The following is a 25,835-nucleotide window of genomic DNA, read 5'->3' on the forward strand; positions in this document are numbered from 1 at the left end:
TCCCTGAAGTCCCCGATTCCCTGAAGTCATCGTCAAAGGATAGTCATGGCCCCCTATCAATTCATCGAGCGCGCGACGCCCTTCAATTCGAAGGGTGGCGCGACCCTGCCGATCTTTGCCGTCACCCCGGCGCATATCGAGACCGGCACGATCGATCCCATCGCGCTCGATTGGGCCCGCAAGGCCGGCTACAAGGCCGAAAGCGGCTCATTGCTCCTGATACCGACGGCGGAAGGTCATCTCGGTGGTGCATTGTTCGGCCTTGGCTCCAACCCATCAGAGCAACCCTTCCTGACGGGCAGGTTGGCGCGCGGCCTACCGGCGGGCGATTGGCACATCGAGACGGCGCCTTTGACGGCGAACCGGCTTTCGCTCGGCTTCGGTCTCGGCAGCTACCGCTTCGAGCGCTACAAGTCCGAGAAGGCGACGGCGCCGACACTGATGATCCCGCGCGACGCCGATGCCGCCGACATCAAGCGGCAGCTGGCCGGCGTCTTCCTCGCCCGCGATCTTATCAATACGCCGACCAACGATATGGGCCCGGAGCAGCTCGAAGCCGCCTTCCGGGCGCTTGCCGAACACTATAAGGCCGAGATGTCGGTCATCATCGGCGATGATCTGCTGAAGGAAAATTTCCCGCTCGTCCACACGGTCGGACGCGCGAGCGCCGATGCGCCGCGTCTTCTCGAAATGCGCTGGGGCAAGAAGGGTCATCGCCGCATCACGCTGGTCGGCAAGGGCGTATGCTTCGACACCGGCGGTCTCGACATCAAGCCGGCCTCCTCGATGCTGCTGATGAAGAAGGACATGGGCGGCGCCGCCAACGTCATGGGCCTGGCGCTGATGATCATGGACGCCAAGCTCAAGGTCGACCTCCGGGTCATCATTCCGGTCGTCGAGAACTCGATTTCGGCCAATGCCTTCCGTCCCGGCGATATCTACAAAAGCCGCAAGGGCCTGACCGTGCAGATCGACAATACCGATGCCGAGGGGCGGTTGATCCTCGCCGATGCGCTCGCCTATGCCGACGAGGATGCACCGGACCTGATGATCGACATGGCGACGCTGACGGGCGCTGCACGCGTCGCGCTCGGCCCCGACCTGCCGCCCTTCTTCACCGACGACGCGGAACTCGCCAGCGATCTGACGGAAGCGAGCCTGGAGACGGACGACCCGCTGTGGCGCATGCCGCTCTATATGGGCTACGACAAGGATATCCGTACCAAGTTCGCCGATATCACCAATGCGCCCGCCGGCGGCATGGCGGGCTCCATCACCGCGGCCCTGTTCCTCAAGCGCTTCGTCACCAAGACGCCGAGCTGGGTGCATTTCGACATTTTCGGCTGGGCACCGAGCGAGCGGCCGCATTCCCCCGGCGGCGGCGAGGCGCAGGCGATCCGGGCGCTGTATCACCATATCAGGCAGAGCGTGCGGTAGGTCGCGGTTGTTGCAGGTAGGGGGCTGAATATGCGGAGCCTCCGATACCCCCCTCTGTCGCTTTCGCGACATCTCCCCCACAAAGGGGGAGATCGTTGGGAGTTTGCTGCTCGTCACCCGTAAAACAAAGACCCCAGGAGTTCAGCAGGCTCAACGTCAGCTTGTGGTAGGCGTGTGCAACGAGTTACCAATCTCCCCCCTTGTGGGGGAGATGTCACGAAGTGACAGAGGGGGGTGTGCATTCTCAACATGTTCCGTCGTTGCGCTTCTTACCAGCGACTGGGAAGTTCACCCCTTGAATCTGCCACGATCTTGGTTGAAACTGGAACGGCAGCGTAACGAATTGCGGGGTTGCCCTTGCCGCTTGAACTCTCCGCCTCGCAGGCTCTCGGCCTCTGGCATGGCGTGACGCTCGCTCAGGTGCGCCGCGAGGATCATGATTTGACTTTGCGGCAGACGGCTATCCTGCTGCAGATCTATCTCGTGCCGCCGCCGCACACCGTGCGCGGTCTGGCCGCGACGCTCGGCGTCACCAAGCCGGTCATCACGCGCGCGCTTGACACCATGGGCGAGATGGGATTGGTCGACCGCGTGCGCGACGATCGCGATCGCCGCAATGTTATCATCAAGCGCACGGTCACCGGCGCGCTCTATCTGGAAAAACTCGGCGATCTCGTCATCGAGCACGGCCGCAAACTGTAATCTGGGAATTCCGCCATGACGCTCGACCGCCGTCTCAATGCTTTCAGGCCCGATCTCGCCGAGGCTTCCCTGCGGGGCAAAGTCGAGGCCGAGCGCTTCGTCGAAGGCGTAAGCGCGCGCGTTGCCGTCCCGGTCATTGCGCTTCGGCCGAAGCCGGATCTCGCCTCGGGCATCGATACCGAGCTGCTGATGGGCGAGGAAGTGACGGTGTTCGAGCGCCGCGACGGCTGGTGCTGGGTAAAGGCTCTGTCCGACGGCTATGTCGGCTATCTCCCCGAAGCGGCGATCAAGGAAGCCGCGGCCGCCCCGACCCATGTCGTCGTTCCCCAGCGCACCTTCCTCTATCCCGAGCCGGAGCTGCGCAAGCCGCATGCCGCGATCCTCTCGATGGGCAGCCTCGTGCATGTTGCCGGCACGGCGGAGGCGCGGGGCAACCACTATGTCGTCCTCGAGGATGGCACCGCCATCTTCGCCAAGCATGTGCAGCCGATCGGCGATAACCGGGGCGGCGATTTTGTCGATGTCGCCTTGCGCTTCCTCGAGACACCCTATCTCTGGGGCGGTCGCTCTGGCCTCGGCATCGATTGCTCGGGGTTGGTGCAACTGGCGCTCGCGATGACGGGCCGCGTGGCACCGCGCGATACCGATATGCAGGCCGCCGGCCTCGGCCAGCCGATCGAGCGCGAGGAGCTGAGGCGCGGCGATTTCGTCTTTTGGAAGGGCCATGTCGCGATCATGGAAGATCCGGAAACCATCGTTCACGCCAACGGCCATACCATGACCGTCGCCCGCGAGAATTTCGCCGCGGCCATCGACCGCATCGGTTGGCTCTATGAACGGCCGACCGGCTATCGCCGTTTCATCGACTGATAGCGCTCCGAAACCGTCTTTTCGCTCGCTCGTTATCTCCCTGATCGAGATATCCTATCGAGAGGAGAGAAGTCATGCCGATCACGGCCATGGAAAAGACGGTCCGGGATATTCTGCTCGACAACCGTACGCGCAGGACCGGCAAGATCGACAGGCTGCGCGAGCTGCGCAGCGAGGCTCGCGCTATCCAGCGTGCCGGCAGCGAAAGCTCGATGAGCGCCGATGACGGCCTTCAGGACGATCTGCGCGTCATTGAAAAGGCATTGCACGATCTTGATGCCGATATCTCGCAGAAGGGCGCCGCGACCTTGTCGCCGCAGCGCTTGCCGGCGTTCGTATTGTCCACAGTCTCAGGGCGTGCGAGGCCGCGCGATCCAGATGCCGACAACGATGACGATGCCGCCGAGGGCTTGCATCAGCGTCACGTCTTCGCCGAACAGTACCCAGGCGAAGAGTGCAGCCGTGATGGCTTCCAGGAAAATGACGAGCGAGGAAAAGACCGTCGGCAGCTTTCCAAGCGCCACCGAGAGCAGCCCTTGTCCGCCGGCATGGCTGATGAGGCCGAGCGCCAGAAGCGCGCCCCATCCCGAGATCGATTGCGGCAATATCCGCGGTTCGAAGAAGAAGGCGATGAGGAACAGGATCGCCGCGGTTATGATGCTGAGCTCAAAGGTGACGCGCGCGGCATTCGTTCTGGGACGTGCTGCACCGACCGCCAGAAAATAGAGGCCGAAGAAGGCGCCGGTGATGATCGCGAGCGCATCGCCGACTGCACGGCTCGGATTGAACGCCAGGCTCTGCACCACCAGCGCCGCGCCGCCGGCAAGGCAGACCAGAAGTCCGAGAAGCGTGGTGCGATCGACCCGCTGCCGCAGGAGAAGCCAGCCGAAGATGACGACCCAGAGCGGCGCCATCGTCGCGAAGAAGGTGGCGTTGGCGATGGTCGTCTGCATGATGGAGAGATGCCAGAAGAACAGGTCTCCGGCAAAGGCGAGCCCGGCCAGGATCGTCGGTATCGTAAAGCTGGCGCGGGGTGCGTCGGCTTTCGCCGCTTCGGCATAGCGCATCCATATCCAGAGGATAGGCAAGGCCAGAAGGACGCGCCAGAATGCGCTGGCGAAAGGTCCGACATCGGCCAGCCGCACGAGGCTCGGCGAGATGCTCATCGCAAGCGCCGCGAGGATCATCGCCACTACCCCGAAAAGAAATCCTTTCGAGCCGTCGGTGTCTTTCTGGCCGTCGACAGGGCGACGGGCATCCGTCCTCCCGCCAAGATCTGCGGCGCCCATATCGTAATCGGTTTGCGGCTGTGACATTCTCGTGCCTTTGCAAGTCGGGTGATTTGTGGCGCAAAGCTAGTACGTAGGGAAAGAGGATTTGGCTCTATTGCGACAAGTTTCATGCAATTTTGTTTCTTCTTTGCGGTAAGGATGTTTTGAAATGCGCAATATTGCCGATCTCGGTGAGTTCGACCTGGCGATTCTCGATATCCTTCAGAAGGACAATACGGTTCCGCAGCGCGAGATCGGCGAACGGGTCAATTTGTCAGCGCCGGCCGTGCAGCGGCGCATCAAGCGTATGCAGGCGAGCGGCGTCATTCAGGCGAACATCGCCGTCGTCGACCCGGCAGCGGTGGGCCTGCCAATCACCATTGTCGTCGAAGTCCATATAGCAAACGAGCGCTATGACCTTATCAACGCGATCAAGCGCAGCTTCCTCGAAGCGCCGGAAGTGCAGCAATGCTATGGGGTCACCGGCGAGGCGGATTTCGTGCTTATTATCGTCGTCGCCAGCATGTCGGCTTATGAAGAGGTCGCACGGCGTCTCTTCTATGACAATCCGAATGTCACGAAGTTCAAGTCGCTCGTCACCATGGACCGGGTGAAGATCGGTCTTTCCCTGCCATTGGCGCGGGATTAGCGGGGCGTGTTCATCCCGGCCGTTTCGGCCAGTTTGTCACGCCGCCGCTCCAGTCCTCGTAGGCCTTGGAAAGGCGCAGCACCAGCATGTCGCCGAAGCGCGGGCCGACGATCTGCAGGCCGATCGGCATGCCGGAGCGGGAGAAGCCGCAATTGATCGACGAGGCCGGTTGCTCCGACATGTTCCACGGAACGGTGAAGCCGACATGTTCGAAGGGCCGGGCGGGATCGTTGGTGGGGGAAGCCCATTCGGCGGGATAGGAAACGATCGGATTGGTCGGTGAAAGCACGGCGTCGACTTCAGTGAAAAGTCTGCCGCAGCTCTTGCGCATCTCGATCGTCTGGTTGAAGCCGCGAACGGCATCGACGCCGCTGACATCGGCGCCACCCTTCGCCCAGCTATGGATATAAGGCAGGATCGAGTTGCGGCGTTCCTCGCTCAATCCCACGATGTCGCCCCAGAAGCGCGCGCGCCAGAAGACATCGAGCCCGTCAAGCATCTGTCGCGTCAGCACCGGCGCGACGTCGATGATGGTCGCGCCCGCTTCTTCGAAGCGTTTGGCGGCGGCAATGACCGCATCGCCCACCTCGTCATCGACGGGCAGGCCGCAGCCGGCATCTAGCATCAGCCCGATGTTCAGACCGTGGACGTCTATATCGAGGTCCATCCAGTCGATCTCGTTCGGGGGCAGGCTGGTGCCGTCGCGCCAGTCGGGCCGCGAGAGCGTCGCCATCGAGAAGGCGGCGTCCTCGACTATGCGGGTCATCGGTCCGGCGCAGCGCCCGACATAATAGGGATCGACCGGAATGCGGCCATGGCTCGGCTTGAAGCCGAAGACGCCCGTCCAGCCTGCCGGCAGTCGCACCGAGCCGCCGATATCGGTGCCGATATGCAGCGGTCCGTAGCCGGCTGCGGCGGCCGCCGACGCACCGGCACTGGAGCCGCCCGGATTTTGGCTGGGGTCCCACGGATTGCGGCTGAGCTTGTGAAAGCTTGAAAGACCTGACGATAGCATGCCGTAGTCGGGGCAGGTGGTCTTGGCGAAGATCACCGCACCGTCTTCGCGCATCCGGGCGGCAATCGGCGCGTCCTCGGCGGCAGGGACAAGCTCGACGGCCGCCGTGCCGAGCGGCACCGGCTGGCCCTTGGTGGCGATCAATTCCTTCAGGGTCACCGGGATGCCGTCCAGGGTCCCAAGCGGCTCGCCCCTTGCCCAGCGTTCAGTGGAGGCCGCCGCCTGCCTGCGTGCCTCCTCGGGATCATAGGCATAAAGGGCAGCAATTGTCGGCTCCCATGCCTCGATATGCTGTTCGACTGCCAGCCAGTATTCGCTGGGGGACAGGCTCTTCTCGGCAAATTTGCGCCTGAGGTCTCGGATGGAAAGGTCGGTTGGTTCGGTCATGGCCTATACTCTTCATGTCTCAATCAGCGCGTCGCCTCGCGGGGGTCGAGGAGATCGCGCAGCCCGTCGCCGAGCAGGTTGAAGCCGAGCACGGAGAGCGCGATGGCAAGGCCCGGCAGGAGGGCGAGCCACGGCGCGACGTGGAAATAGGTCTGTGCGTCGGCCAGCATGCGGCCCCAGGTCGGCGCCGGTGGCGGCACGCTCAAGCCGAGGAAGGCAAGCCCTGCCTCGGTCAGGATCGCAAGGCCGAGCTGGATCGTCGCCTGGACGATGATACTACCCATGATGTTCGGCATGATATGGCGGAGCGTGATGGACAACTGCGTGTTGCCGATGGCGCGCGCCGCCAGCACATAGTCCCGGCTCCAGGCCTGCAGCGCCGAACCGAGTGCCACACGGGCAAAGACCGGCACCATGAAGACGGCAATGGCGATGATGGCCGTCATGCGTCCGGTCCCGAGAAAAGCTCCCAGGATCATCGCGGAGAGGATCGGCGGCAGTGCGAAGATCACATCGCAGGCGCGCATGACCAGTGCCTCGAACAGGCCGCGCTGGGCGGCGGCGGTGACGCCGATGATCGTGCCCAGTGTCCCACCGATCGCGACGGCCGAAACGGAGATCGACAGAGAATTCCAGCAGCCGGCCATCAGCATCGACAGGACGTCGTGGCCGAGCTGATCCGTGCCGAGAAGGCCGAAGCCGAAGGGTGGCTGCAGCTTTTGGGCGATCTGCATCTTCGCCGGCGGCACCGGCGTCCAGAACAGCGAGAGGATGGCGATGCCGACAAGCGCGAGGATGATGACGGCGCCGACAACCAGATTGGCTCGTCGCAACGCCCGAAAGCGGCGGCGGGAAGGCTGGGCGGCAGCTGTTGCTTCGGCTGCGGTCATCGCGCGCCTCCCGCCCGCAGCCGGGGATCGACGGCGAGATAGGAGAGATCCACGAGGAAGTTCACGACGATGACGAGGCCGGCAAAGAACAGCACGACATCCTGAAGCACGATGATGTCGCGCTGGCTGAGTGCCTGATAGGCGAGGCGGCCGAGGCCGGGCAGGGTGAAGACATTCTCGATCAGCACGGCGCCGGCGACCAGAAAGGTGAATTGCAGCCCGAGGATGGTCAGCACCGGCACCAGCGCATTCGGCACCACGTGCCCCCAGAGCACGCGGCTGCGCGACAGGCCCTTGGCAACTGCGGTGCGGGCGAAATCCTCATGTAGCGTGTCGAGCACAGCGGAGCGCGTTACCCTGGTCAAGACTGCGGCTTGCGGCAGCGCAAGGGCCACGGCGGGCAGCACGAGTGCTTTCAACGATGGCCACACACCGTTGCTCCAGCCGGGAAAGCCGCCGGCCGGCATCCAGCCGAGCGAGGTCGCAAACAGCAACACCAGCAGGAGGCCGACCCAGAAGCCCGGCACGGCAATGCCCATCTGCGAAAACAGAGCGGCGAGGATATCGAAAACGCCACCGCGCCTGGCCGCCGCGGCGACCCCAAGCGGAACGGCAATGATAACGGACAGCAGGATGGCAAGCATCGCAAGCGGCAGGGTGACTGCGAGCCGTTCCGCGATGAGGCCTGCAACCGGCACGCCATACGTATAGGATCTGCCGAGATCGCCCGTCAGCGCGCCGGCAAGCCACTGGCCATAGCGGACGATCAACGGTTGGTCGAGACCCATGTCATGCCGGAGCGCGGTCAGCGTTTCGGGTGTCGCGGAGGTGCCGAGCGTGATCGCGGCAGGGTCGCCCGGCAGCAGCGCCATGACGGCGAAGACCAGCAGCGAAACCGCGATCAGCGTCAGGATCAGACCGAAAATCCGGCGGGTGAGTAATACGATCATAGCGTATCCGTGGCCGATCAGGCCGGCATCGAAATCTCTAGCGAGGGGCGAAACGATCCGCCCATCCGCGCCTGCGGGCAAAAGTGCTCAGTCTTCCCAGGAGACGTTGGTCAGGACGTTCGAGGGGATCGGCTCGTTTTCCCAAAGCCCCTTCAGCTTCTTGTCCCAGACGCCGAGCTTCGGCATGACGAAGAGGAAGAGCGCCGGCACGTCCTCTGCAAGAATGGCCTGCGCCTCGCCGTAGAGCTTGTTCTGCTCGGCCGGATCGGCGGTGAGCTGGATCTTCTTCATCAGCTCGTTGAAGACAGGGTTCTTGTAGTTGAAGTAATAAGGGTCGCGCGAATAGATATCGATATCCAGCGGCTCGGCATGTGCGACGATGGTCATGTCGTAGTTGCGGCCGCTGAAAACGTCCTGCACCCATTTCGCCGGAAACTCCGTCGGCTCGATGTTCATCGTCACGCCGATATCGGCAAACATCGCCTGCATCACCTGGGCGCTGCGCGGCGCATAGGCCATCTGCGGCGTCTTGATGGTGAAGGTGAAACCGTTTGGATAGCCGGCTTCGGCAAGCAGTGCCTTAGCCTTGGCGGCATCATAGGGCAGCGCGCCGGTCAGGTCCTTGTAGCCGGGATCGTTCGGCGTGTAGTGGCTGCCGATCGCCGTGCCGAAGCCGGACCAGGCGCCCTCGATGATCGTCTTGCGGTCGAGCGCCATCATCAACGCCTGGCGAACGCGCTTGTCGTCGAAGGGCTTGCGCGTGTTGTTCATGCCGGCCACGACCTTGAGCTCGGTATTGCCGACCTTGGTCATCAGTCTGGCATCGCCGTCGAAGGAACTCATCAGCTCGGGCGCGGCAAACTCCGGAAAGGCGTCGACATCGCCGGCCTTCAGCGCCGCTGCTTCCGCCTGCGGGTCGGAAATGAAGCGGAAGGTCACTTTCTCGAGCTTCACGTCGACGGACTTGTTCCAATAGTCGGGGTTTTTCACGAGGTCGACATGGTCGCCCTTAGTCCAGGCGGAGAATTTGAACGGGCCGGTGCCGATGGGCGTCGTCTTGTCGTTGGCAGACGATTTCGGCCCGACCATGACCGAAGAGGGCCAGCCGAGCCAGTAGAGCAGGCTGCCGGTCGGCGAGGAAAGATGCAGCACCAGCGTTTCCGGATCGGGCGTATCGACCGAGGCGATGGTCGCGAAGAAGCGCTTCTGCGGATTGACGGAATCCTTGCCACGGGCGCGGTCGAGCGCGAACTTGGCGGCGGCCGAATCGAAGGCCTCGCCGTCATGGAACTTCACGGCGCTCTGAAGCTTGAACGTATAGGTCAGCCCGTCGGGAGAAATCTCCCAGCTCTTGGCGAGCTGCGGCACGATCTTGCCGCTTTCGTCGATCGCAACCAGTCCCTCGAAGATATTCTGCCAGGTGACCTGGCCGATCGCGACGGGAGCGGCGATCGTCGGATCAAGCCCGGTCGGCTCGACGCTCATGCCGAGATTGAGCGTCGTCTTCGCGGCCTCGGCCTGTGTCATGCCCGTCATCAGCAGGCTGACAGAAAGTGCGGCGCCGCAGGCAAGCCGACGCGCGATATGGCGAAGGCTCGGGCGTGAAAACTTGGTCATCTCGGTTCCCTTGCTTTTTTGCCCGCAAGTCCGGCTTCCCTCCGGCATGCGGTCTTTTTCAGGATAGTGTCATCTCGCAGGCGCACACACAATTCCGAAAATGTGTGCTCGGTGTAGCCGAAACCGCTACACTGACCCTCGTCGTCTACAGCGTTTCGATCAATCCTGCCTCCCCTTGGCGGAAAGTTGCTGGCGCATGAAGCGCTCGATGAAGTCAAGCAGCTTGCCGGCCGCAAAGGAAAGCTGGCGATCGGGTGCGACGCACAGGTCGACCGGCGTCCGCACGCCCTTGCCGCCGGCAACCGGTCGCGCGACGACCTGGCCCGCCTCGATCTCCCTCTGAACGGTCAGCGCCGGCAGCATGGTAATGGCCGCGCCGCGCAGCACCAGTTCCTTCAGCATTTCCAGCGATCCCGTCTCGAACACTGGATCGAGTGTCAGCCCCTCACGTTCGAATAGTGCGTCGAAGGCTTGCCTTGCGCCGAACGAGCGATCGGGCACGGCAAGCGCGTGTGCCGCGATCTCCGCAAGCGTGATCTGGCTGGCGGCGGCAAGCGGATGGGCGGTGGCGGCGATCACGTCATAGACCAGCTCGGAGCGCAGACGCACCTTGGTACCGGAAAGCGCTGGGGCAAACAGCGTCACCGCAATATCGGCCTCGGCATTGTTGACGGCTTCGATGGCACCGCGGGCGCTGGTGATGGTCACTTCGAAGCGCAGGCGCGGATACCGCAAACTGAACTCGGCCAGCGCCGGAGCAAGGATAGTAGCGACGGACGCGCCATTGGCATAGATGCTGACGGTGCCGCGCTGCAGGCCCTTCAGATCCTCGATCAGCTGATGAACGTGCTCGAGTTCGCGCAGCGTCCGGCCGGCGCGCGCCGCCAGCAGTTCGCCGGCAGCCGTCAATTTGATGCCGCGGGCGCTGCGTTCGACCAGCGGCGTGCCGAAGTGATATTCGAGATTCTCGATCTGGCGGCTGATCGCCGTCGGCGCCACGTTCAGATTTTCGGCCGCCTGGCGCATCGAGTTGGTGCGCACCAACTCATCGAAATAGATCAGCGCCCGGAGCTGCATGCGCGAAATCTCCGGCTAGGCGACTGGCTTGGCGAAACGATCCCGCCATGCGGGCTGCGTGCCCTCGATCGGCAGCGCCGTCGCCTCGTAGACGCCGCGGGCGATTGCGCGCGCCATGACGATGGTGGCGAGATGGCAAAGCTCCATGAACCCAGGCATGTCGTCGCGGGCGTGCCTGGCGGTGGAAGCGGCAAAGACGGTATCGCCGTCCAGCGGCAGATGTGTCGGCAAAAGCGCCCGGGCAAAGCCGTCATGAGCTGAGATGGACAGGCGATGCGCTTCCGCCTTGGTCAACTGCGCGTCGGTGACGACGGCGCCAATGGTCGTGGCGGTGATGTTGGCGCCCTTCAGGCGCAGGCGCGAATCGATCACCTGCGGCATGCCGAAGCCACCGAATTCGCCATCTTCCTCGAACGGAGCCGCCCAGAAGTGCGGGCCATTGCCTATAGTAGCCGAGCCGAGCGCGTTGACGGCGACGATGGCGGCGATCCTGTACCCCCTGCTACTGACGGCACTGGCCGAGCCGAGCCCACCCTTGACCGTCGCTGTCGTGGCGCCCGTGCCCGCGCCGACCGTGCCGAGCGCGAACGGCCCCTTGTTTGCTGCCTTGAAGGCCGCATAGCCGAGGTCGCGATAGGGCGAGTGCAGCCCCCAGTCCTTGTTGCCGCCATTGATGAGATCGAACAGGATCGCCTGCGGTACGATCGGCACCAGCGCATCGCCGACCTTGAGGCCGCGGCCGATATCCCGGAGGCCCGCTTGCACGCCGCCGGCGGCATCGAGCCCGAAGGCCGAGCCACCCGAGAGAACGAGGCCGTCCACCACGCTGACCGTCATCGCCGGATCGAGCAGCGCCGTATCGCGGCCGCCCGGCGCGCCGCCGAGCACGGTGCAGGATGCGACCGCCGGTTCGTCGAAGATGATGGCGGTAACACCGGAGCCGAGCGCGAGATCGGTGGAGTGACCGACGGCGACGCCATCGACATCGGTCAGCAGATTGAGAAGGTCAGCCAATGAAAAATCCTTCGCCTTTGGCAGCGCGAAACTGTCACGGCGATAGGACCGTAAAGAGGGGGAAAAGACAAGCGGGGTGTTGGGGATAGTTGGCCCTGTGGGGGCCGACCCTCGTGGTTCGAGGCCCGTCCGCCTACGCTGTCGCTGCGTCGGCCGTTCACCTCACCATGAGGACGGAGCGACTTGCGGTCGATATGTGCGATAACGTCCGGCTTCAGCAAGGGAAGCAGGATCGGCTTGGCGATGGTAGCGAAAAGATTGGCCCTCACCCCTGAGCTTGTCGAAGGGCGAGGGCGGGTGTTGTGTCAATGCAAGGGGAACGGCCAGCCGATCCATCAGACGTGGATCGGCTTGGCCTGTTGGCGGGAGAGAAGATCGCGGATTGCGAGTCTCACTTCGTCCGCATTTCTGAAATGCTGCTCGTCCAGATCATGGACATGGTATTTGACAGCGATGAACTTGAGCCGATCCTGGTCAGGAACGACGATACCGACGGGAACGCCGCCATACTCGATTACTTGCTTCTTCATAAATAGACTCCCTCCGCACCGCTATCGGTGCAGACATGGCGAATTGACTGTTTGAATCCGATTAGGGGACGAACGTCACATTCGACAGCGCGGGCTGGAGAGCGCGCCCGAGCGGTCATGGCCAAGCACGGACCGCCCAAGGATCGAAGCGATGATTTTAAAATTCAGCATGTCACGTCCCTAGTTGGTGTTGTACTTGTTGGGCTCCGAAAAGGAGCCGGTGAGCGAGTGCGCTATTGTCTATTATATTAGTAGACAATAACAATTTCATCTCCAGAAACATATTCCTAAAGATGTCAAAATGTCGACGATCAGTAAAATAAAATTCCGTATCTGGCTAAATACGGGGAAGGTTGTAATGAACTTCCGCGCTATCGCCCATGTCGGAACGGCTTGCCGATCACCGACAAGCAAATAGGAATTGCCAGGAGATTCGACAATGCCCCGGCGGCATTAAAATTCACGCGCCGCTAAAACACCTCAATGGTTAACGGCGCGACGAGACCGTCAAAATCCGTCCTCAAGCACCTTTTCCAGGGCTTTCACGAAGAAATCGGCGCTTTCGGGTGCAAGGCATAGCGGCGGCTTGATCTTCAACACATTCAGGTGATCGCCGGTCGGCTGCATGATGACCCCGAGATCGAGCAGGCGATCGCAGATCGCGGCCGTCTCTTCCGTGGCCGGCGTCAGGGTTTCGCGGTCGCGGACGAATTCCATGCCGAGATAGAGCCCCGTGCCGTGAACGGCGCCGATCAGCGGGAAGCGATCCATCAGGGTGATCAGTCCCGCCTTCAGCCGGTCGCCGACCACATGGGCGTTTTCCTGCAGGTTCTCGTCCCTGAGAATATCGAGAACGGTCAGTCCGACGACGCAGCTGACCGGGCTGCCGCCGGCGGAAGAGAAGAAATAGCCTTCCCTTTCCAGCGATTCGGCAATCTCGCGGCGGGTGATGACGGCGCCGAGCGGGTGGCCGTTGCCCATGCCCTTGGCGATGGTGATGATATCGGGCGTAACGCCTTGCGTTTCGAAGCCCCAGAAGTGTTCGCCGAGCCGACCATAGCCGACCTGTACTTCGTCGGCGATGCAAAGACCGCCGCGCTGGCGCACCGCATCGTAAACGCCGGCAAGGTAGCCATGCGGCAGCGCGATGCCGCCGGCATTGCCATAGACCGGTTCGGCGATGAAGCCTGCAAGCCCATCTCCCTTTTCGTCGATCGCCTGCAATTTGGCCGTGACGTCATTGAGATAGTCGAGCCCTGAATCCGGACCCCGGAACGGGCCGCGATAGGTATTGGGAGACAGGACGGGATGCACCCAGTGCGGCCGTGTCGTCAGCGCCCGCGGATTGTCGGCAATCGAGGTGGAGACCGCGTCGCTTGCGACCGTCCAGCCGTGATAGGCCTCCAGCAGGCAGACCACGTTCCTTTTGCCGCTATGCGCCCAGGCAAGGCGGATGGCGAGATCGTTGGCCTCCGAGCCGCTATTGACGAGGAAGACGCTGTCGAGTCCATCAGGCGCCAGCGTCGCCAGCCGTTCGGAGAATTCGGCGACGGCGGCATAGTGGAACCGCGAGTTGGTGTTGAGCCGCGACCATTGCTGGGCGATAGCAGCCGTCAGTCGCGGATGGGCATGGCCGAGCGTCGTGACGTTGTTGACCATGTCGAGGTAGCAGCGCCCCTGCATGTCGAACAGGAACTCGCGCCAGCCGCGTTCGATCTGCGGCGGGAACGCGTAATAGTGCTTCTGCGGCTTGGCGAAGCGGGCATTGCGCAGGGACAGCAGTGCTGACGCATCCGGCCGTGGCGCTTCGCATGACGGATTCAGGAGGGCGACGGGCGAGGGGGAGACGGCCGACCAGCCATCCGCCTGATCCGCTGTCGCAAAGAGCGGCGGCACGAGGCCCGGCACGCGGCAAAGCTGCACGCGCAATCCGCCGATCGCCGAACCCTCGCTGCCGATCGTCCCCATCGTCGCGCCTTGCTCGATGGTCGCTCCGTCCTCGAGAGCACTCTCGATGCCGTCGAGATGCAGGCTGATCTCCTCGCCGGCGAGCACGAAATGCTGGCCCTGGCGTTGCAGCAGGCCGGCGAAGGGGGCGGCGACGGCGGCGCCGGCCGGCAGGCAGACATCGCAATGCAGGGCGAAATTCTGCGGCGGCGCCATGGTGAGCGGGGCTGCGAGGGACAGGCGGAATTCGCCGTAGCGGGTCGCCGCGGCGCCGGAGGCTATCGCCGTCTGGGCAAGCAGCCGCCAATCCATATCCGGCTTCTGCCAGTTGCCGTCGGCGAAATCCGATCCGTTGACGGAAAGATCGAGCGCGGCGATCTGCGAGGCATCGATATCGGGCAGCAGTGGCGACCAGTGGTCGGTTGCGATCGGCGTGATGTCAAAGCCGATCGCCTTGAGGATCGCCGCTTCCATCACGTCCGGCTGCGCGCCGGTCGCCACATCGAAGATTTCGCGCTCGAAATCGAGGTTGCCGCGTACATAGTCGTTGTCGGGATCGATGGCGAGCTGCTGTTCGGTGCTGGCGGCCAGGATGACGGCGCGCGCGACGATGAGCGGCCACAGCGCCTTGGCCTCGGCCTCCTCCAGCGGATAGATCGCGTGATAGGCCTTGACGGCGGGAAGGATATGGAACGGATTGCCGCCGGCGTGATGCAGCAGCGAGGCGCAGGTGACGGCAAGATCGCCCACCAGCCAGCCCTGGATGATGTCGCCGAAATCGATGACGCCATCCGGCACTTGCTGGCCATGCGCATCGGGGTGGCTGACGACATTGTCGTCGGTAACGTCGTGATGCACCGGCTGCACGCGCAGCTCGCTCGCAAGCGGCTGAATGCGCTTGACGGCGGCAACCATCGCCTTGGCGATGCGGTCGCGCGCCTCGTGGTCTGTTATCGCCGAGAGGAGCTGCACGGCGACCGGTCCGGCCCGGCGCAGATCCCATTGCAGGTTCCTGTGCAGGCCGGGATGCTCGAAATCGGCGAGGTCGCGCGCGAGCCGGGCCGAAAGCGCCCCGAGCCCTGCAGCTGCAACTGGCGGCAGATGCTTGCGTTGAGTGAGCGTCTGGCCGGGGAGAAAACCGAGCAGCCGGACGAGATAGTCCTGTTCGCGGACGGTGATGGCGAGAACATCACGGCCATTCAGGGACGGCACGATGTCGGGCACGCGCGGCGCATCCGGCTTGGCATGCAGATGGCGGATGGCGGCGTTCTGCGCTTCCAGCTCGACCAGCTCGTATTCAGCCCGGCATATCTTCAGCACATAGGCATTGTCGCCGGCATCGATGCGATAGTTGCGGTCCTGCTGGCTGCCGAGCTCGGTCAGTGTCCCGCTCAGACCGTAATGCGTCTGCAGGATCTCGGCTGCGTCCTCCGGCGTCACGTCCGGTCTCGGCAGTTGCATACGGTTCACGAGCGTGGCGTCGGCCATGGCATCCCCCGGACGATTCATTTGCATCGACACTAAACCATTCCATCTTAAAGAAAATTACCCAAAACAGATAGGGTGGTCGAGCGAGGAGACGGAAGATAGGCCGCGCAATGCAGCCGGCTAGGCGTTATCTCTTATTCGACCTCGATGGAATAGCTGCAACCGGCGAGCGTCTTGCCGGGATGGGTGTCAACGGTGGAGACGTCGAGCAGGATGCGCGTCTCCAGCACGGTATCGGAATTTTCCTGCTGTTCCTTGCGCGACACGATTGCCTTTTCGCCGAGGAACTTGTTCGGTTGATCGACGGTCGCCGTCACGCCGAGTTGCTTGGCAAGCGGATGCGGATCTGCCTCGTCGAGCACGGCGAGGGGTCCAGTGGAGGCAAAGACAATCCTGCTCGTCTGCCGTCCGAAGACGGTCACGGGCGCCGAAAGCTGGAATTCGCGCAGGAAGGGATTGTCCGAAGGCAGCTCGGTCATGCCGAACTGTTGCATGGCCTTGGTGCTTTCCGGCCCTGTCAGCCATAGGGCGAAATTATTATAGCTCGGCACGTCATAGGTCGTGCATTCGATCAGCTTGGCGAGACCGATCTTGGAGGGGTCCTGCTCGGCGGTTTCGGCATGGGACGCCGATGCAGATAGCAAGAACGCCGCAAGCAGCAGCGTTCCGTCGCGATAGAATGGCATGTCTTTTCCTAATCCCTGACCGATTCGATATCAGCAATATCAAATCGGGCTTCGGAACGAAAAGAAAAGGGAGACGGCGACAGTGGCGCGTCTCAGCCCATCCGCTCGGAGGCGTATGAACCTGGGCTTGCCGGGAAGACGACGGTGCGGTTGCCGTTGAGGAAGGTGCGGAAATGGATATGGGCATGGATGGCGCGGGCCAGCACCTGGCTCTCGACATCGCGGCCGATCGACACGTAATCCTCGGCCGACTGCGCATGCGTGATGCGCGCCGTGTCCTGCTCGATGATCGGACCCTCGTCGAGATCGGCGGTGACGTAATGCGCCGTCGCCCCGATCAGCTTCACCCCGCGCTCATAGGCCTGCTTGTAGGGGTTGGCCCCCTTGAACGACGGCAGGAAGGAATGGTGGATGTTGATGATCCGGCCGGACATCTTCTGGCACATGGAGTCCGACAGGATCTGCATGTAGCGCGCCAGCACGATCAGCTCGGTGCCGGTCTGCTCGACCACATCCATGATCCGGGCTTCCGCCTCGGGCTTGTTGGCCTTGGTCACCGGAATATGGTGGAAGGGAATGTCGTGATTGACGACGACTTTCTGGTAGTCGAAATGGTTGGAGACGACGCCGACAATGTCGATCGGCAGCGCGCCGATCTTCCAGCGGTAGAGCAGGTCGTTCAGGCAATGGCCGAAGCGCGACACCATCAGCAGCACCTTCATGCGCTTCTTGGCATCATGGATCTCCGACACCATGGCGAACTTTTCCGCGATCGGCTTGAAGCCGTCGACCAATGCCGCTTCGCCGACGCCTTCTTCCGAGATGAAGGAGACGCGCATGAAGAACATGCCGGTGTCGAGATCGTCGAACTGGCTGGAATCGACGATGTTACAGCCCTGTCCGGCCAGATAGTTCGATATCGCCGCAACAATCCCGCGCGTCGACTGGCACGCAACGGTCAGTACATAGTTCTTCATGGTTCTTCTCTCTTATACCGAGGATGCCCGCCCACTTAAAGGAAATCGCAAGGGTGGGAAATACCTTCCGCCCCATCAGCTTTCGACGCTAATTTAGGCAGGATGGCGAGGAAAAAGCCGTTCCCATTGCGCCTTCGGACGGCGCATCCCCGCCTCAGCCTGAGGTGGCCAGGGCGAGCTTCCGGGGTTGCTTTGCCTGGGTGCCCTCGTTGAATTTCAGGAAGCCGACGAGAAGCCAGACCAGGCCGGCCGTCTTCATGGAGAAGATGGCCGTCGAGCCGATCATCAGATTGAGGAACAGGAAGAGAGAAAGCGCATGGCCGAGACGTCGCTGATTGACAGTCTCGCCGCCCGGATAGAGCGAGGCGTAGAGCCAGAACAAAATCAGGCCGAAGATGGTGGCGCCGTAGATGATGTAGACATATCCGCTATCGAAGAAGATGCCGACCTGATCGAGTTGCAGGCCGATGGTGCTCTGCAGATCCATGCCGAGGAAAGCCTTCACCGTGCCATTGATGCGGCCGACGAAATTATCGCCCGTCACCGTCGGCTTCAGGCCGTGAATGACGAAACCGACGACGATGATGACCGGCATCGTCAGAAGGTCCATCGCCTTCGGCAGCCAGGGATAGATGAAATAGCCGGCAACGCAGATGAGGCTGAAGATCAGCATCGTGCGCGTGTCGTTCGTCAGCAGGATCAGCACCACGGTCGAGAAAATCAGCAGCCGGTCGAACCAGCGCAACCGGTTCGAAAAGCTGATGAGATACAGCACCATCACGCCGCAGAAATTGGCGAGCGAGACCTGTTCGAGGAAGATGGATGATGACCGGTGGTCTATCAGGCCGAAGGAAAACCGGCCCTCGAAGCCGAGTGCCCCGCGAAACAGGCCGATATCGCTGTAGGTGGCCGGTGGCACGCCGCGCGTGTTCTGGAAATATTCGGCCGGATGAAACAGCGCGACATACTGCTTCACCGACACGATTTCGCAGATGAGCACGGCAAGTACGATGAGGCATGAAATCTTGAAGGCGAGCTTGACGGTGCGCTCGTTGGCTAGCCGTCCCATGATCGAAAAGGCGAAGATGATCATCACGTTGCGCAGATGGTCGATATAGGCCTGCTTGTTGATGGCCATGACGAAGATCGTCAGCGCGATGGTCAGCAGCAGGTAAAGGAGCGGCGCGATGTCCTCCTCATAGATGCCTTTCGTCAGCAGATAGGTGAAAGCGGCAACCTGCAGCAGCACTTCGGACAGCACGACCGAGCTCGGCGTCAGCGGCGTGATATTGTGATTGATGAAAGCCAGGATGCAGTTGTAGCAGACCGCCAGCAGCGAGATCGTGAGGATGACGTAATTGATCGGCTGCTTTTCGCCTGAACGTTGCATCAGATATCCGGGGTCGTGGCGTCTTCACTGGCTGCGGCAGCATACCAGCCCGATGATTCGCGACAAAGAGCCGGTTGCTTGCCGTCGGTCATTTCGCCGATTTGACGAGCGCGCAGAAGGGCGGGAGCGGCGTTTTCTTGCTCAGTCCCTCTATCAGAACCTTCATCTGCGGCTTGTCGCGGCCGTTGTGCGGCTGGACGTTGAGCGGCTCCTCCGGTGGCCACCAGTCACCCGCAGCCCAGTAGCTCCAGCCGAGCCAGACGTCGCTGTTGGCATTCATGATGCCGAGAACCTGTTTGAGACCATCGAGGCAACCGTCATTGGCAGCGACGCCGAACTCACCGAGGAATCCGCGCTTTCCATTCTTCCGCAGCCAGTCGGTGACGTCGTTCATGCCCCTCTTGGCATTGTCGGTGCCATCGCAGACCGGATGTGTGCCCGAGCTGTCGGAATCGAGATACTGGTGGAATTCGAAGGCGTAGAAATCGAGCGGGTCCTTGATGCCGAGCATGACCGTTCCGTTTGCACCGCCGCCCAGCACGTCGGCCGACCAGCTGTGAGCGCCTGTCCAATTCGTGCCGGGTACGAGGATGAGATTGCGTGCGCCGACCGTGCGGATGCTGCGGATGGCTGTGTTCGCCGCTTCCAGCCAATCGGGGGCCTTGATGTCGTGCGGCTCGTTCATCAGACCGAAGGCCACGCCCTTATGGTTGGAGAATTCGACTGCGAGCCGCGCCCAGAAGTCGCCGAAGGCGAGATCCGTTACGGGAGCCTGCCCGATCTGGGTCTTGTCGTAATAGGCGTAGTTATGCGGATCGAGCACGACTGACATCCCGTGTTTCTGGATGAGATCGACCGCGTCCTTCAGCCGCTGCAGTTCGCCGCCGTTCAAAGGCTGGCCGAGCGCGGGCTGTAACCGCTCCCAGCGGAAAGGCAGGCGGATGACGTTCATGCCCTTTCCGGCAAAGTATCGTACCGTATCTTCCGAAGGGTAGGTGTAGTTTACATTGGCCGCGCCATCGCGCTCGCCATATTCCGCGCCGGAGAGATTGACGCCGCGGTAACACAGCTGGGGCGCGGCCAGACCGCTTCCCGCCTGTCCCGCAAAAACAAGCATGGCAGCTGCCGCCAACAGGCGGCGCAACACCAAGGTCCTTTGCCCATTCATTTCATGCTCCCCATCTTCCGTGCGGATGTGTCCTTCTCATAGGGATCATGGTGTTGAGCAATGGTGAAAAGGTGGGTGCCGTCGTCGCCGGTATCGCGATTTCCTTGGAGCGTCCTTAATGTTCCGTTAGCCAAACATTTCTAAACTCAGGGCATCTGCTGCGTGGAATCCGCCTGCGAAGCATTGAAAGTCTGACATGAGCTCAATGGAACGAAGCAAGAGATCGGACCAACTTGCGAGTTGGCACGGTGCCGAGCCGTCTGACACGCGGCACGACAGCGTGCGCCCACGCAGTCCAGTCTTGCGCCTGCGCGACTTCGTCGCTGCGGCTGAGCCCGTCACATCTTCCGAGCTGCCTGAAATGCCCGATCCTGACCCTTCTGCCCATCGGAGGGTAGCGGACAGATTCGAGCCTGAGGAGGCAGCCCTCCCGCAAGCGGCAGCTGAGCCAGTGACAATCGCGGCTGTTCCAGCCGCAAAGCAAGCGGTAGCGGCCGAGGCGAATGTCGTCGCGCAGCCGGCATCTGCTCCGTCAGCGAATGCGCCGCTCCTCGATCTTCGCTCTGCCATTCGTTCGATCTTGGCAAGGAAGCTCGTCGTGCTCGCCCTGGCGGCAGCCGGCGCCGTATTGGGCGCTGCCGTCATTCCGATGATCCCGCAGAAATTCTCCGCGGAAACCAGCCTCTATTTTGATCCCCGCCCGGTCGGAGGCTCCGATTCCACCCAACAAGCTCCGACGGCGCCGGAGTTGATCACGACGATGATCGACAGCCAGACGCAGATCCTGTCTTCGGGCAAGGTGCTTGGCCGCGTCGTCGATGCGCTGAAACTCGATCAGGACCCGAAATTCAATGGCGGCGCCACCGGCGAGGCGGCAAAATATGTGGCGGCCGCTGCCCTGGCGAAAGCCGTGCAGATCGCCCGAGAGTCCAGCACCTATGTCGTGACTGCGAAAGTGACGACGGGCGATCCGCAGAAATCGGCTGGGATCGCCAATCAGCTCGTGACCTCCTTCATGGCGGAGGAGAGCAAGGCGGCGGCGAACAGCTACAGGAACAGCAATACGGCGCTGGATACTCGCCTGGAGGATTTGCGCCAGCAGGTGCTGTCAGCCGAAAAGGCGGTCGAGACCTACCGCGCCGACAACGACATGGTGGCTGTCGAGGGCAATCTGATCTCCGACAAGCGTCTGACGGCGCTGAACGACATGCTGGTGACCGCCCAGCAGCGAACAATCGAGGCCAGGGCTCGAGCCGACGCGGCCGGCAAGCTGAGCTTCGAGGATGTGGTCGCAAACAATCCCAACAGTCCCAGCGCCAGCACGGCATCGACGGCGCTAAGCAGCCTGCGTCAACAATATGCGACGCTCGCCGCCAATGTCGGCAGCCTGCAGAGCCAGCTCGGCGCCCGCCATCCGCGTCTGCTCGCGGCCAAATCCTCGCTGGAAAGCCTTGCCGCAGAAATCCGCGCGGAGCTGCAGCGGCAGATGACGTCTGCCCGCGCCGATTACGAACAGGCGCAGAAGGCCGAGCAGGATATCGCCAAGGAACTTGCCGTGCAGAAGGCCTCGCAGGTCAACACGTCAGGCAAGCTCGTCGGCCTGAACGAGCTGCAGCGCAAGGCGACCGCGTCGCGCGATCTCTATGAATCGCTGCTGAAGCGGTCCGGCCAGGCAAGCGATGCGCAAGATCTGTCGCAGAGCAATATTCGGGTGATCTCCGAGGCGGAACCGCCGCTGAAGCCCGATGGGCCGAGCCGCAAGGTGATGATGGTGGCCGGTCTTATCGCCGGCGCGATGTTCGGCGCCGGTCTCGGCATGGCGTTTGCCATTCTCCTCGGCCTGTTTCGGCACCCCGTTATCCGTGGCTACTTCGCCAGGTGATCACGGTTTCACCTTTTCGCGACGGCGGCTTTTTCAGCATTGAGGATGCAATTGTCCGCCGACTGTTCTAAATGTAAATCGGCGCTGGGGATGATCGGATCTTGCTAATGGAAGCGCGATACGGTCATTAGGCGTCGTATGATACTTTGTGAGACAATCTATGCGAGAAAAGCGGTGCGCTGCTCCGATGACTGGCGCCAGGGAAAACTGACCGATGGTGCCCGCGGATAAACTCGTTCTGCCGTTTCTGGCTTTGCCACGCTCCACCAAGCGCGCGCTTGCGCTGCTGGTCGATGCCAGCCTGTGCGTGCTGACGGTCTGGTTCGCCTATTGTCTGCGCCTCGACGATTGGGTCATTCTCGAAGGAGTGGAATGGCTGCCGGCCATAGTCTCGCTTCTGCTTGCCATTCCGATCTTCATCGTCCTTGGCCTCTATCGCGCGATTTTCCGCTATGCGGGGCTTTCGGCCTTCGTGACGGTCGTCAAGGCGGTGGCGATCTATGCGCTTGCCTTCATGACGGTTTTCACCGCGATCAGTGTGCCGGGCGTGCCGCGCACGGTCGGCATATTGCAGCCCTTGCTGCTGCTGATCGCGATCGGCCTGTCGCGCATGTGGACGCGCTACTGGCTCGGCAACGCCTATCAGCGGCTTCTCAATCGCAATCAGCTCGCCAAGGTGCTGGTCTATGGCGCCGGCGCCTCGGGGCGGCAGCTGACGGGCGCTCTTGCCAACAGCGCCGAGCTGAACGTCGTCGGCTATCTCGACGACGACCGCAACCTGCATGGCAGCATCATGGGCGGCCTGCCGATCTACGATCCGGCCGATCTGCCGGCGCTCGTGGTCTCGGGTGAGATCAAGGGCGTGCTGCTGGCCTTGCCGAACGCCTCGCGGCAACGCCGCAATGAAATCCTAGAAGACATGCGCAAGGCCCGCGTCACGGTGCGGACCATGCCCGATCTGACGGCGCTCGCCCAGGGCCGCGTGGCGGTTTCGGATCTGCGCGAACTGGATATCGAGGATCTGCTCGGCCGCAACGTGATCGCGCCCGATCGCGGCCTGATCGAGAAGAACATTCGCGGCAAGGCCGTCATGGTCACCGGCGCCGGCGGCTCGATTGGCAGCGAGCTTTGCCGCCAGATCCTGAAGAACGGCCCGTCCTCGCTGCTGCTGGTCGAGCAGAGCGAGTTCGCCCTCTATGCCATTCATGCCGAGCTGGAAAAATCGGCAGCCTCCGCCGGCCATGCCGACGTGCGCATCATTCCCTTCCTGGCGTCCGTCCGGGACGGTCAGCGGATCAGGCAGATCATGGAGGCCTGGCGGCCGAAGACCGTCTATCACGCCGCCGCCTATAAGCACGTGCCGCTCGTCGAATACAACCCCGTCGCGGGCATCCGCAACAATGTCCTGGGAACGCTGATCGCTGCTGAAGCCGCGCGCGATTATGGTGTCGAGAATTTCGTGCTCATCAGCACCGACAAGGCCGTGCGTCCGACCAATATCATGGGTGCGAGCAAGCGGCTGGCGGAAATGGTGCTGCAGGCAATGGATGCCAATCGCAAGCCAGGCGACAACGGCACGAATTTTGCCATGGTCCGCTTCGGTAATGTGCTCGGCTCCTCCGGTTCGGTCGTGCCGTTGTTTCGTCAGCAGATTCGCGATGGCGGGCCGATCACGCTCACGCATCCCGACATCACCCGCTATTTCATGACCATTCCCGAGGCATCGCAGCTCGTGATCCAGGCGGGTGCTATGTCGGCGGGCGGCGACGTCTTCCTGCTCGACATGGGCGAGCCGGTGCGCATTGCCGACCTCGCGCGGCGCATGGTGGAGCTGTCCGGTCTGACCGTGCGGGACGAAGACGAGCCGGATGGCGATATCGAGCTTGAAATCACCGGCCTGCGACCGGGCGAAAAGCTCTTCGAGGAACTATTGATCGGCGACAACCCTCAGCCGACCGGCCATCCGCGCATCATGCAGGCCAAGGAGGATTTTCTGCCCTGGCCCGAGCTGTCGAAGCGGCTTGCCGCACTCGAGGCGGCGCTGGATGAAAACGACATTCCCTTCGCAAGAACCCTGCTGCAGAAGCTGGTCTCCGGCTATGCGCCGAGTAGTGAGGTGGTCGATCTGGTCTATCGCGAACGCGAGACGGATCTGACGGTCGATCAGCCGAACCTCGACAATGTCGCGCAGCTGTAAATGCGTGTTCGGCCGCTGCCCGGCTGCTCGCCGTGCTTTTGGTCTCGGCGATGGCCAGGCTTTGCCACGAGCTACTGTTTGACCTTGATGGCGTAGTACCAGCGACGCAGCTGATCGCATGTGCGGAACCAGTATGCCGTCAGGCGCAACATGAAATGCCGCTTTACGGCGCGGTAATGCACGCGCTTGCCGATGGTGGTGTCGGCGCGGTGCGGGCTGAAATCGACCAGGTTTTCCAATGTCGTGAATGTCTCGACGCCGGTCGACCAGCCGCGCTCCAGAGCGATGTCGTAAGGAAGAAGCATGGGCTTCAGCGTCGTCAGCAGCTTCTTGGCCGCCTTGCGGTTGACGATGTAGCAGGCAGCCGACCCCTGCGGGCCGTGCATGCAACGGCCTATGACATCGTTTTCGGCGGTTTCGCAGATCGGTTTGAAGCCAACGAGGCGATGGTTGACGAGTTTGACCAGACGGGCGCCTTGGACGCTTTCCATCGCTGCGACGGCGCGCGGGATCAGCTTCTCGTTCAGCTCGACATCGTCTTCCATGATGATCGCCATCTTGTCGCCGCTGGCGACAAATTGCTCAAGCGCAATGAGATGGCTGCGGTAGCATCCGTATTCTCCCGGCAGAAGCTTGCGGCCATTATGGTAGATGAACGAATGCTGGTGGAAATCGACCCGGTCCGCCTCCGCAATCACGCGCCCATCGACGGCGGGAATGCGCGTAACATGCAGGTCGTACTCGACAGCCTGGCTGCACAGGTGCTCCCAGCGATCACGTGAGCGATCGAGGTTGATGACATAGATCGAAACCTGCTGAGCGACGTCGTCAGCGATCTCGGGATCAACGCGGGGAGGGATACGATTAATCTGTTCGAGAATGACTGCTACTCCTTCAAACAGAAATCGCGCCGACAGCAACTAGGATGCCATTTTTTATACTATATATCATGCTTATGGCTTGTCGCAAACCGCTATTGCACGCATATGTTGTATTCTCAGATAAAAGCATTTTCTTTGGTGTAACGTAGCGTGAACGGACCGTCTGGTGGTGCGGAAACCATCGCATGCGCGTGATTCTGATCGGGGACCCGTTGGCGTGCCACTGAAGCCCCATTATATCTATCGAGTGCGACGTGTGATCGTTGCGTTCGCATCCGCAAAGGAGCCTGGTAATTCATGTGGGTCAAGTCGAAAATCGCCGTTGCTGCGCTGTTCCTTGCGGTCGTGATGCCCGCAGCCGCCTTTGCCGACAATCCGCTGCTGCCGAAGCCATATGTCGCTCCCGTCTATCCTTACAAGGACCTTCCGGGCGTAACGGCGCCGAAAATGGCGGCTGACGAAAAATTTCAATGTCGCACTGCCACCGTGTACGCGGATTATTTCCATGACGGTCCGTTCTACCGGGGCCTGCCTCGGCTGGGCTATGTCTGCGACCAGAATGGCGTCATTTCCAGCAGCACCAGAAAGCCAAACTACCAGTATTGGCAATATAACGGCCCGGATAGATGATGCTGTAGGCAGCCTGCCGAATTAAGCGGCAGCGCAATCAAAACGAGCGTGGCTCCGCTTCAACGTCGTGCAGGTTTTGCCGGCGATCTGAAAATAAATTTCATGTTTTTGGTTAAATGCGCGAACGTCGTTGACGAATGCGAAAATTTGCCCCAAGGTTACGAAAATAAATTACGTAAT

Annotated in this window: 21 protein-coding genes; 7 read left to right on the forward strand and 14 right to left on the reverse strand. The window is 61.9% G+C overall.

Annotated features, from left to right (window positions below; all coding sequences use genetic code 11):
* Nucleotides 1-45: 45 nt before the first annotated feature.
* The 3 genes from ACIQWP_RS08575 (at nucleotide 46) to ACIQWP_RS08585 (ending at nucleotide 3,009) form a co-directional block, all read left to right on the forward strand.
* Nucleotides 46-1,437, forward strand: coding sequence for a leucyl aminopeptidase family protein (locus ACIQWP_RS08575; protein WP_402784775.1), 1,392 nt, complete (start codon nucleotides 46-48; stop codon nucleotides 1,435-1,437).
* A gap of 357 nt (nucleotides 1,438-1,794) precedes the next feature.
* Nucleotides 1,795-2,139 (forward strand): MarR family transcriptional regulator, encoded by a 345-nt coding sequence (locus ACIQWP_RS08580; protein WP_402784778.1) that lies wholly within the window; start codon nucleotides 1,795-1,797, stop codon nucleotides 2,137-2,139.
* Between the two features lie 15 nt (nucleotides 2,140-2,154).
* Nucleotides 2,155-3,009 carry an NlpC/P60 family protein gene (locus ACIQWP_RS08585; protein WP_402784781.1) on the forward strand — a complete coding sequence of 285 codons (855 nt, stop codon included), beginning with the start codon at nucleotides 2,155-2,157 and terminating at the stop codon, nucleotides 3,007-3,009.
* Nucleotides 3,010-3,359: 350 nt separating this feature from the next.
* On the opposite strand, the gene ACIQWP_RS08590 is transcribed toward ACIQWP_RS08585, so the two are convergent.
* Complete coding sequence (locus ACIQWP_RS08590; RefSeq protein WP_402784784.1) at nucleotides 3,360-4,325, reverse strand: DMT family transporter; 966 nt, start codon at nucleotides 4,323-4,325, stop codon at nucleotides 3,360-3,362.
* Nucleotides 4,326-4,449: 124 nt separating this feature from the next.
* Between ACIQWP_RS08590 and ACIQWP_RS08595 the strand changes: the two genes are divergently transcribed.
* The gene (locus ACIQWP_RS08595) at nucleotides 4,450-4,929 is read left to right on the forward strand and encodes an Lrp/AsnC family transcriptional regulator (RefSeq protein ID WP_402784787.1); all 480 of its coding nucleotides are present in this window, start codon (nucleotides 4,450-4,452) and stop codon (nucleotides 4,927-4,929) included.
* Nucleotides 4,930-4,939: 10 nt separating this feature from the next.
* On the opposite strand, the gene ACIQWP_RS08600 is transcribed toward ACIQWP_RS08595, so the two are convergent.
* The 12 genes from ACIQWP_RS08600 to ACIQWP_RS08655 form a co-directional block, all read right to left on the reverse strand.
* Nucleotides 4,940-6,331 (reverse strand): amidase, encoded by a 1,392-nt coding sequence (locus ACIQWP_RS08600; RefSeq protein ID WP_402784790.1) that lies wholly within the window; start codon nucleotides 6,329-6,331, stop codon nucleotides 4,940-4,942.
* Nucleotides 6,332-6,354: 23 nt separating this feature from the next.
* Nucleotides 6,355-7,221, reverse strand: a complete 867-nt coding sequence (locus tag ACIQWP_RS08605; RefSeq protein ID WP_402784793.1) for an ABC transporter permease — start codon at nucleotides 7,219-7,221, stop codon at nucleotides 6,355-6,357.
* A complete protein-coding gene (locus ACIQWP_RS08610; RefSeq protein WP_402784796.1) occupies nucleotides 7,218-8,171 on the reverse strand; it encodes an ABC transporter permease in 954 nt (317 codons plus the stop codon). Before ACIQWP_RS08610 ends, ACIQWP_RS08605 begins: the two co-directional genes overlap by 4 nt.
* Nucleotides 8,172-8,258: 87 nt before the next feature.
* Nucleotides 8,259-9,788: an ABC transporter substrate-binding protein gene (locus tag ACIQWP_RS08615; protein WP_402784799.1), complete on the reverse strand. Its 1,530-nt coding sequence runs from the start codon at nucleotides 9,786-9,788 to the stop codon at nucleotides 8,259-8,261.
* Nucleotides 9,789-9,947: 159 nt separating this feature from the next.
* The gene (locus ACIQWP_RS08620) at nucleotides 9,948-10,865 is read right to left on the reverse strand and encodes a LysR substrate-binding domain-containing protein (protein ID WP_402784802.1); all 918 of its coding nucleotides are present in this window, start codon (nucleotides 10,863-10,865) and stop codon (nucleotides 9,948-9,950) included.
* 15 nt (nucleotides 10,866-10,880) lie between these two features.
* A complete protein-coding gene (locus tag ACIQWP_RS08625) occupies nucleotides 10,881-11,879 on the reverse strand; it encodes a P1 family peptidase (protein ID WP_402784805.1) in 999 nt (332 codons plus the stop codon).
* A gap of 335 nt (nucleotides 11,880-12,214) precedes the next feature.
* Nucleotides 12,215-12,409, reverse strand: coding sequence for a hypothetical protein (locus tag ACIQWP_RS08630; RefSeq protein ID WP_402784808.1), 195 nt, complete (start codon nucleotides 12,407-12,409; stop codon nucleotides 12,215-12,217).
* Between the two features lie 507 nt (nucleotides 12,410-12,916).
* Nucleotides 12,917-15,844: an aminotransferase gene (locus ACIQWP_RS08635; protein ID WP_402784811.1), complete on the reverse strand. Its 2,928-nt coding sequence runs from the start codon at nucleotides 15,842-15,844 to the stop codon at nucleotides 12,917-12,919.
* 134 nt (nucleotides 15,845-15,978) lie between these two features.
* The gene (locus ACIQWP_RS08640; protein WP_402784814.1) at nucleotides 15,979-16,530 is read right to left on the reverse strand and encodes a hypothetical protein; all 552 of its coding nucleotides are present in this window, start codon (nucleotides 16,528-16,530) and stop codon (nucleotides 15,979-15,981) included.
* Between the two features lie 92 nt (nucleotides 16,531-16,622).
* Nucleotides 16,623-17,507, reverse strand: a complete 885-nt coding sequence (gene purU / locus ACIQWP_RS08645) for a formyltetrahydrofolate deformylase (RefSeq protein ID WP_402784817.1) — start codon at nucleotides 17,505-17,507, stop codon at nucleotides 16,623-16,625.
* A 154-nt stretch (nucleotides 17,508-17,661) separates the two neighbouring features.
* Nucleotides 17,662-18,897, reverse strand: coding sequence for a hypothetical protein (locus tag ACIQWP_RS08650; protein ID WP_402784820.1), 1,236 nt, complete (start codon nucleotides 18,895-18,897; stop codon nucleotides 17,662-17,664).
* Nucleotides 18,898-18,985: 88 nt separating this feature from the next.
* Complete coding sequence (locus ACIQWP_RS08655) at nucleotides 18,986-20,065, reverse strand: glycoside hydrolase family 5 protein (protein WP_402784823.1); 1,080 nt, start codon at nucleotides 20,063-20,065, stop codon at nucleotides 18,986-18,988.
* A 196-nt stretch (nucleotides 20,066-20,261) separates the two neighbouring features.
* On the opposite strand from ACIQWP_RS08655, the gene ACIQWP_RS08660 reads away from it, so the two are divergent.
* Complete coding sequence (locus ACIQWP_RS08660) at nucleotides 20,262-21,947, forward strand: GumC family protein (protein ID WP_402784826.1); 1,686 nt, start codon at nucleotides 20,262-20,264, stop codon at nucleotides 21,945-21,947.
* A gap of 214 nt (nucleotides 21,948-22,161) precedes the next feature.
* Nucleotides 22,162-24,144: a polysaccharide biosynthesis protein gene (locus ACIQWP_RS08665; RefSeq protein ID WP_402784829.1), complete on the forward strand. Its 1,983-nt coding sequence runs from the start codon at nucleotides 22,162-22,164 to the stop codon at nucleotides 24,142-24,144.
* Nucleotides 24,145-24,215: 71 nt separating this feature from the next.
* Here ACIQWP_RS08665 and ACIQWP_RS08670 read toward each other — a convergent pair whose 3' ends face one another.
* Nucleotides 24,216-25,064 carry a glycosyltransferase family 25 protein gene (locus tag ACIQWP_RS08670; protein WP_402784832.1) on the reverse strand — a complete coding sequence of 283 codons (849 nt, stop codon included), beginning with the start codon at nucleotides 25,062-25,064 and terminating at the stop codon, nucleotides 24,216-24,218.
* A gap of 258 nt (nucleotides 25,065-25,322) precedes the next feature.
* Between ACIQWP_RS08670 and ACIQWP_RS08675 the strand changes: the two genes are divergently transcribed.
* A complete protein-coding gene (locus tag ACIQWP_RS08675; RefSeq protein ID WP_402784835.1) occupies nucleotides 25,323-25,655 on the forward strand; it encodes a hypothetical protein in 333 nt (110 codons plus the stop codon).
* Nucleotides 25,656-25,835 lie beyond the last annotated feature (180 nt).

This window comes from Rhizobium sp. NPDC090279, assembly GCF_044769665.1.
In the GTDB taxonomy this organism is placed as follows: Bacteria; Pseudomonadota; Alphaproteobacteria; order Rhizobiales; family Rhizobiaceae; genus Rhizobium.

Coding starts and splice junctions, on each gene's coding strand:
- ACIQWP_RS08575 (WP_402784775.1), top strand. CDS start 46: ATGGCCCCCTATCAATTCATCGAGCGCGCGACGCCCTTCAATTCGAAG.
- ACIQWP_RS08585 (WP_402784781.1), top strand. CDS start 2,155: ATGACGCTCGACCGCCGTCTCAATGCTTTCAGGCCCGATCTCGCCGAG.
- ACIQWP_RS08590 (WP_402784784.1), bottom strand. CDS start 4,325: ATGTCACAGCCGCAAACCGATTACGATATGGGCGCCGCAGATCTTGGC.
- ACIQWP_RS08595 (WP_402784787.1), top strand. CDS start 4,450: ATGCGCAATATTGCCGATCTCGGTGAGTTCGACCTGGCGATTCTCGAT.
- ACIQWP_RS08600 (WP_402784790.1), bottom strand. CDS start 6,331: ATGACCGAACCAACCGACCTTTCCATCCGAGACCTCAGGCGCAAATTT.
- ACIQWP_RS08605 (WP_402784793.1), bottom strand. CDS start 7,221: ATGACCGCAGCCGAAGCAACAGCTGCCGCCCAGCCTTCCCGCCGCCGC.
- ACIQWP_RS08610 (WP_402784796.1), bottom strand. CDS start 8,171: ATGATCGTATTACTCACCCGCCGGATTTTCGGTCTGATCCTGACGCTG.
- ACIQWP_RS08615 (WP_402784799.1), bottom strand. CDS start 9,788: ATGACCAAGTTTTCACGCCCGAGCCTTCGCCATATCGCGCGTCGGCTT.
- ACIQWP_RS08620 (WP_402784802.1), bottom strand. CDS start 10,865: ATGCAGCTCCGGGCGCTGATCTATTTCGATGAGTTGGTGCGCACCAAC.
- ACIQWP_RS08630 (WP_402784808.1), bottom strand. CDS start 12,409: ATGAAGAAGCAAGTAATCGAGTATGGCGGCGTTCCCGTCGGTATCGTC.
- ACIQWP_RS08635 (WP_402784811.1), bottom strand. CDS start 15,844: ATGGCCGACGCCACGCTCGTGAACCGTATGCAACTGCCGAGACCGGAC.
- ACIQWP_RS08640 (WP_402784814.1), bottom strand. CDS start 16,530: ATGCCATTCTATCGCGACGGAACGCTGCTGCTTGCGGCGTTCTTGCTA.
- purU (WP_402784817.1), bottom strand. CDS start 17,507: ATGAAGAACTATGTACTGACCGTTGCGTGCCAGTCGACGCGCGGGATT.
- ACIQWP_RS08650 (WP_402784820.1), bottom strand. CDS start 18,897: ATGCAACGTTCAGGCGAAAAGCAGCCGATCAATTACGTCATCCTCACG.
- ACIQWP_RS08655 (WP_402784823.1), bottom strand. CDS start 20,065: ATGAATGGGCAAAGGACCTTGGTGTTGCGCCGCCTGTTGGCGGCAGCT.
- ACIQWP_RS08660 (WP_402784826.1), top strand. CDS start 20,262: ATGAGCTCAATGGAACGAAGCAAGAGATCGGACCAACTTGCGAGTTGG.
- ACIQWP_RS08665 (WP_402784829.1), top strand. CDS start 22,162: ATGGTGCCCGCGGATAAACTCGTTCTGCCGTTTCTGGCTTTGCCACGC.
- ACIQWP_RS08675 (WP_402784835.1), top strand. CDS start 25,323: ATGTGGGTCAAGTCGAAAATCGCCGTTGCTGCGCTGTTCCTTGCGGTC.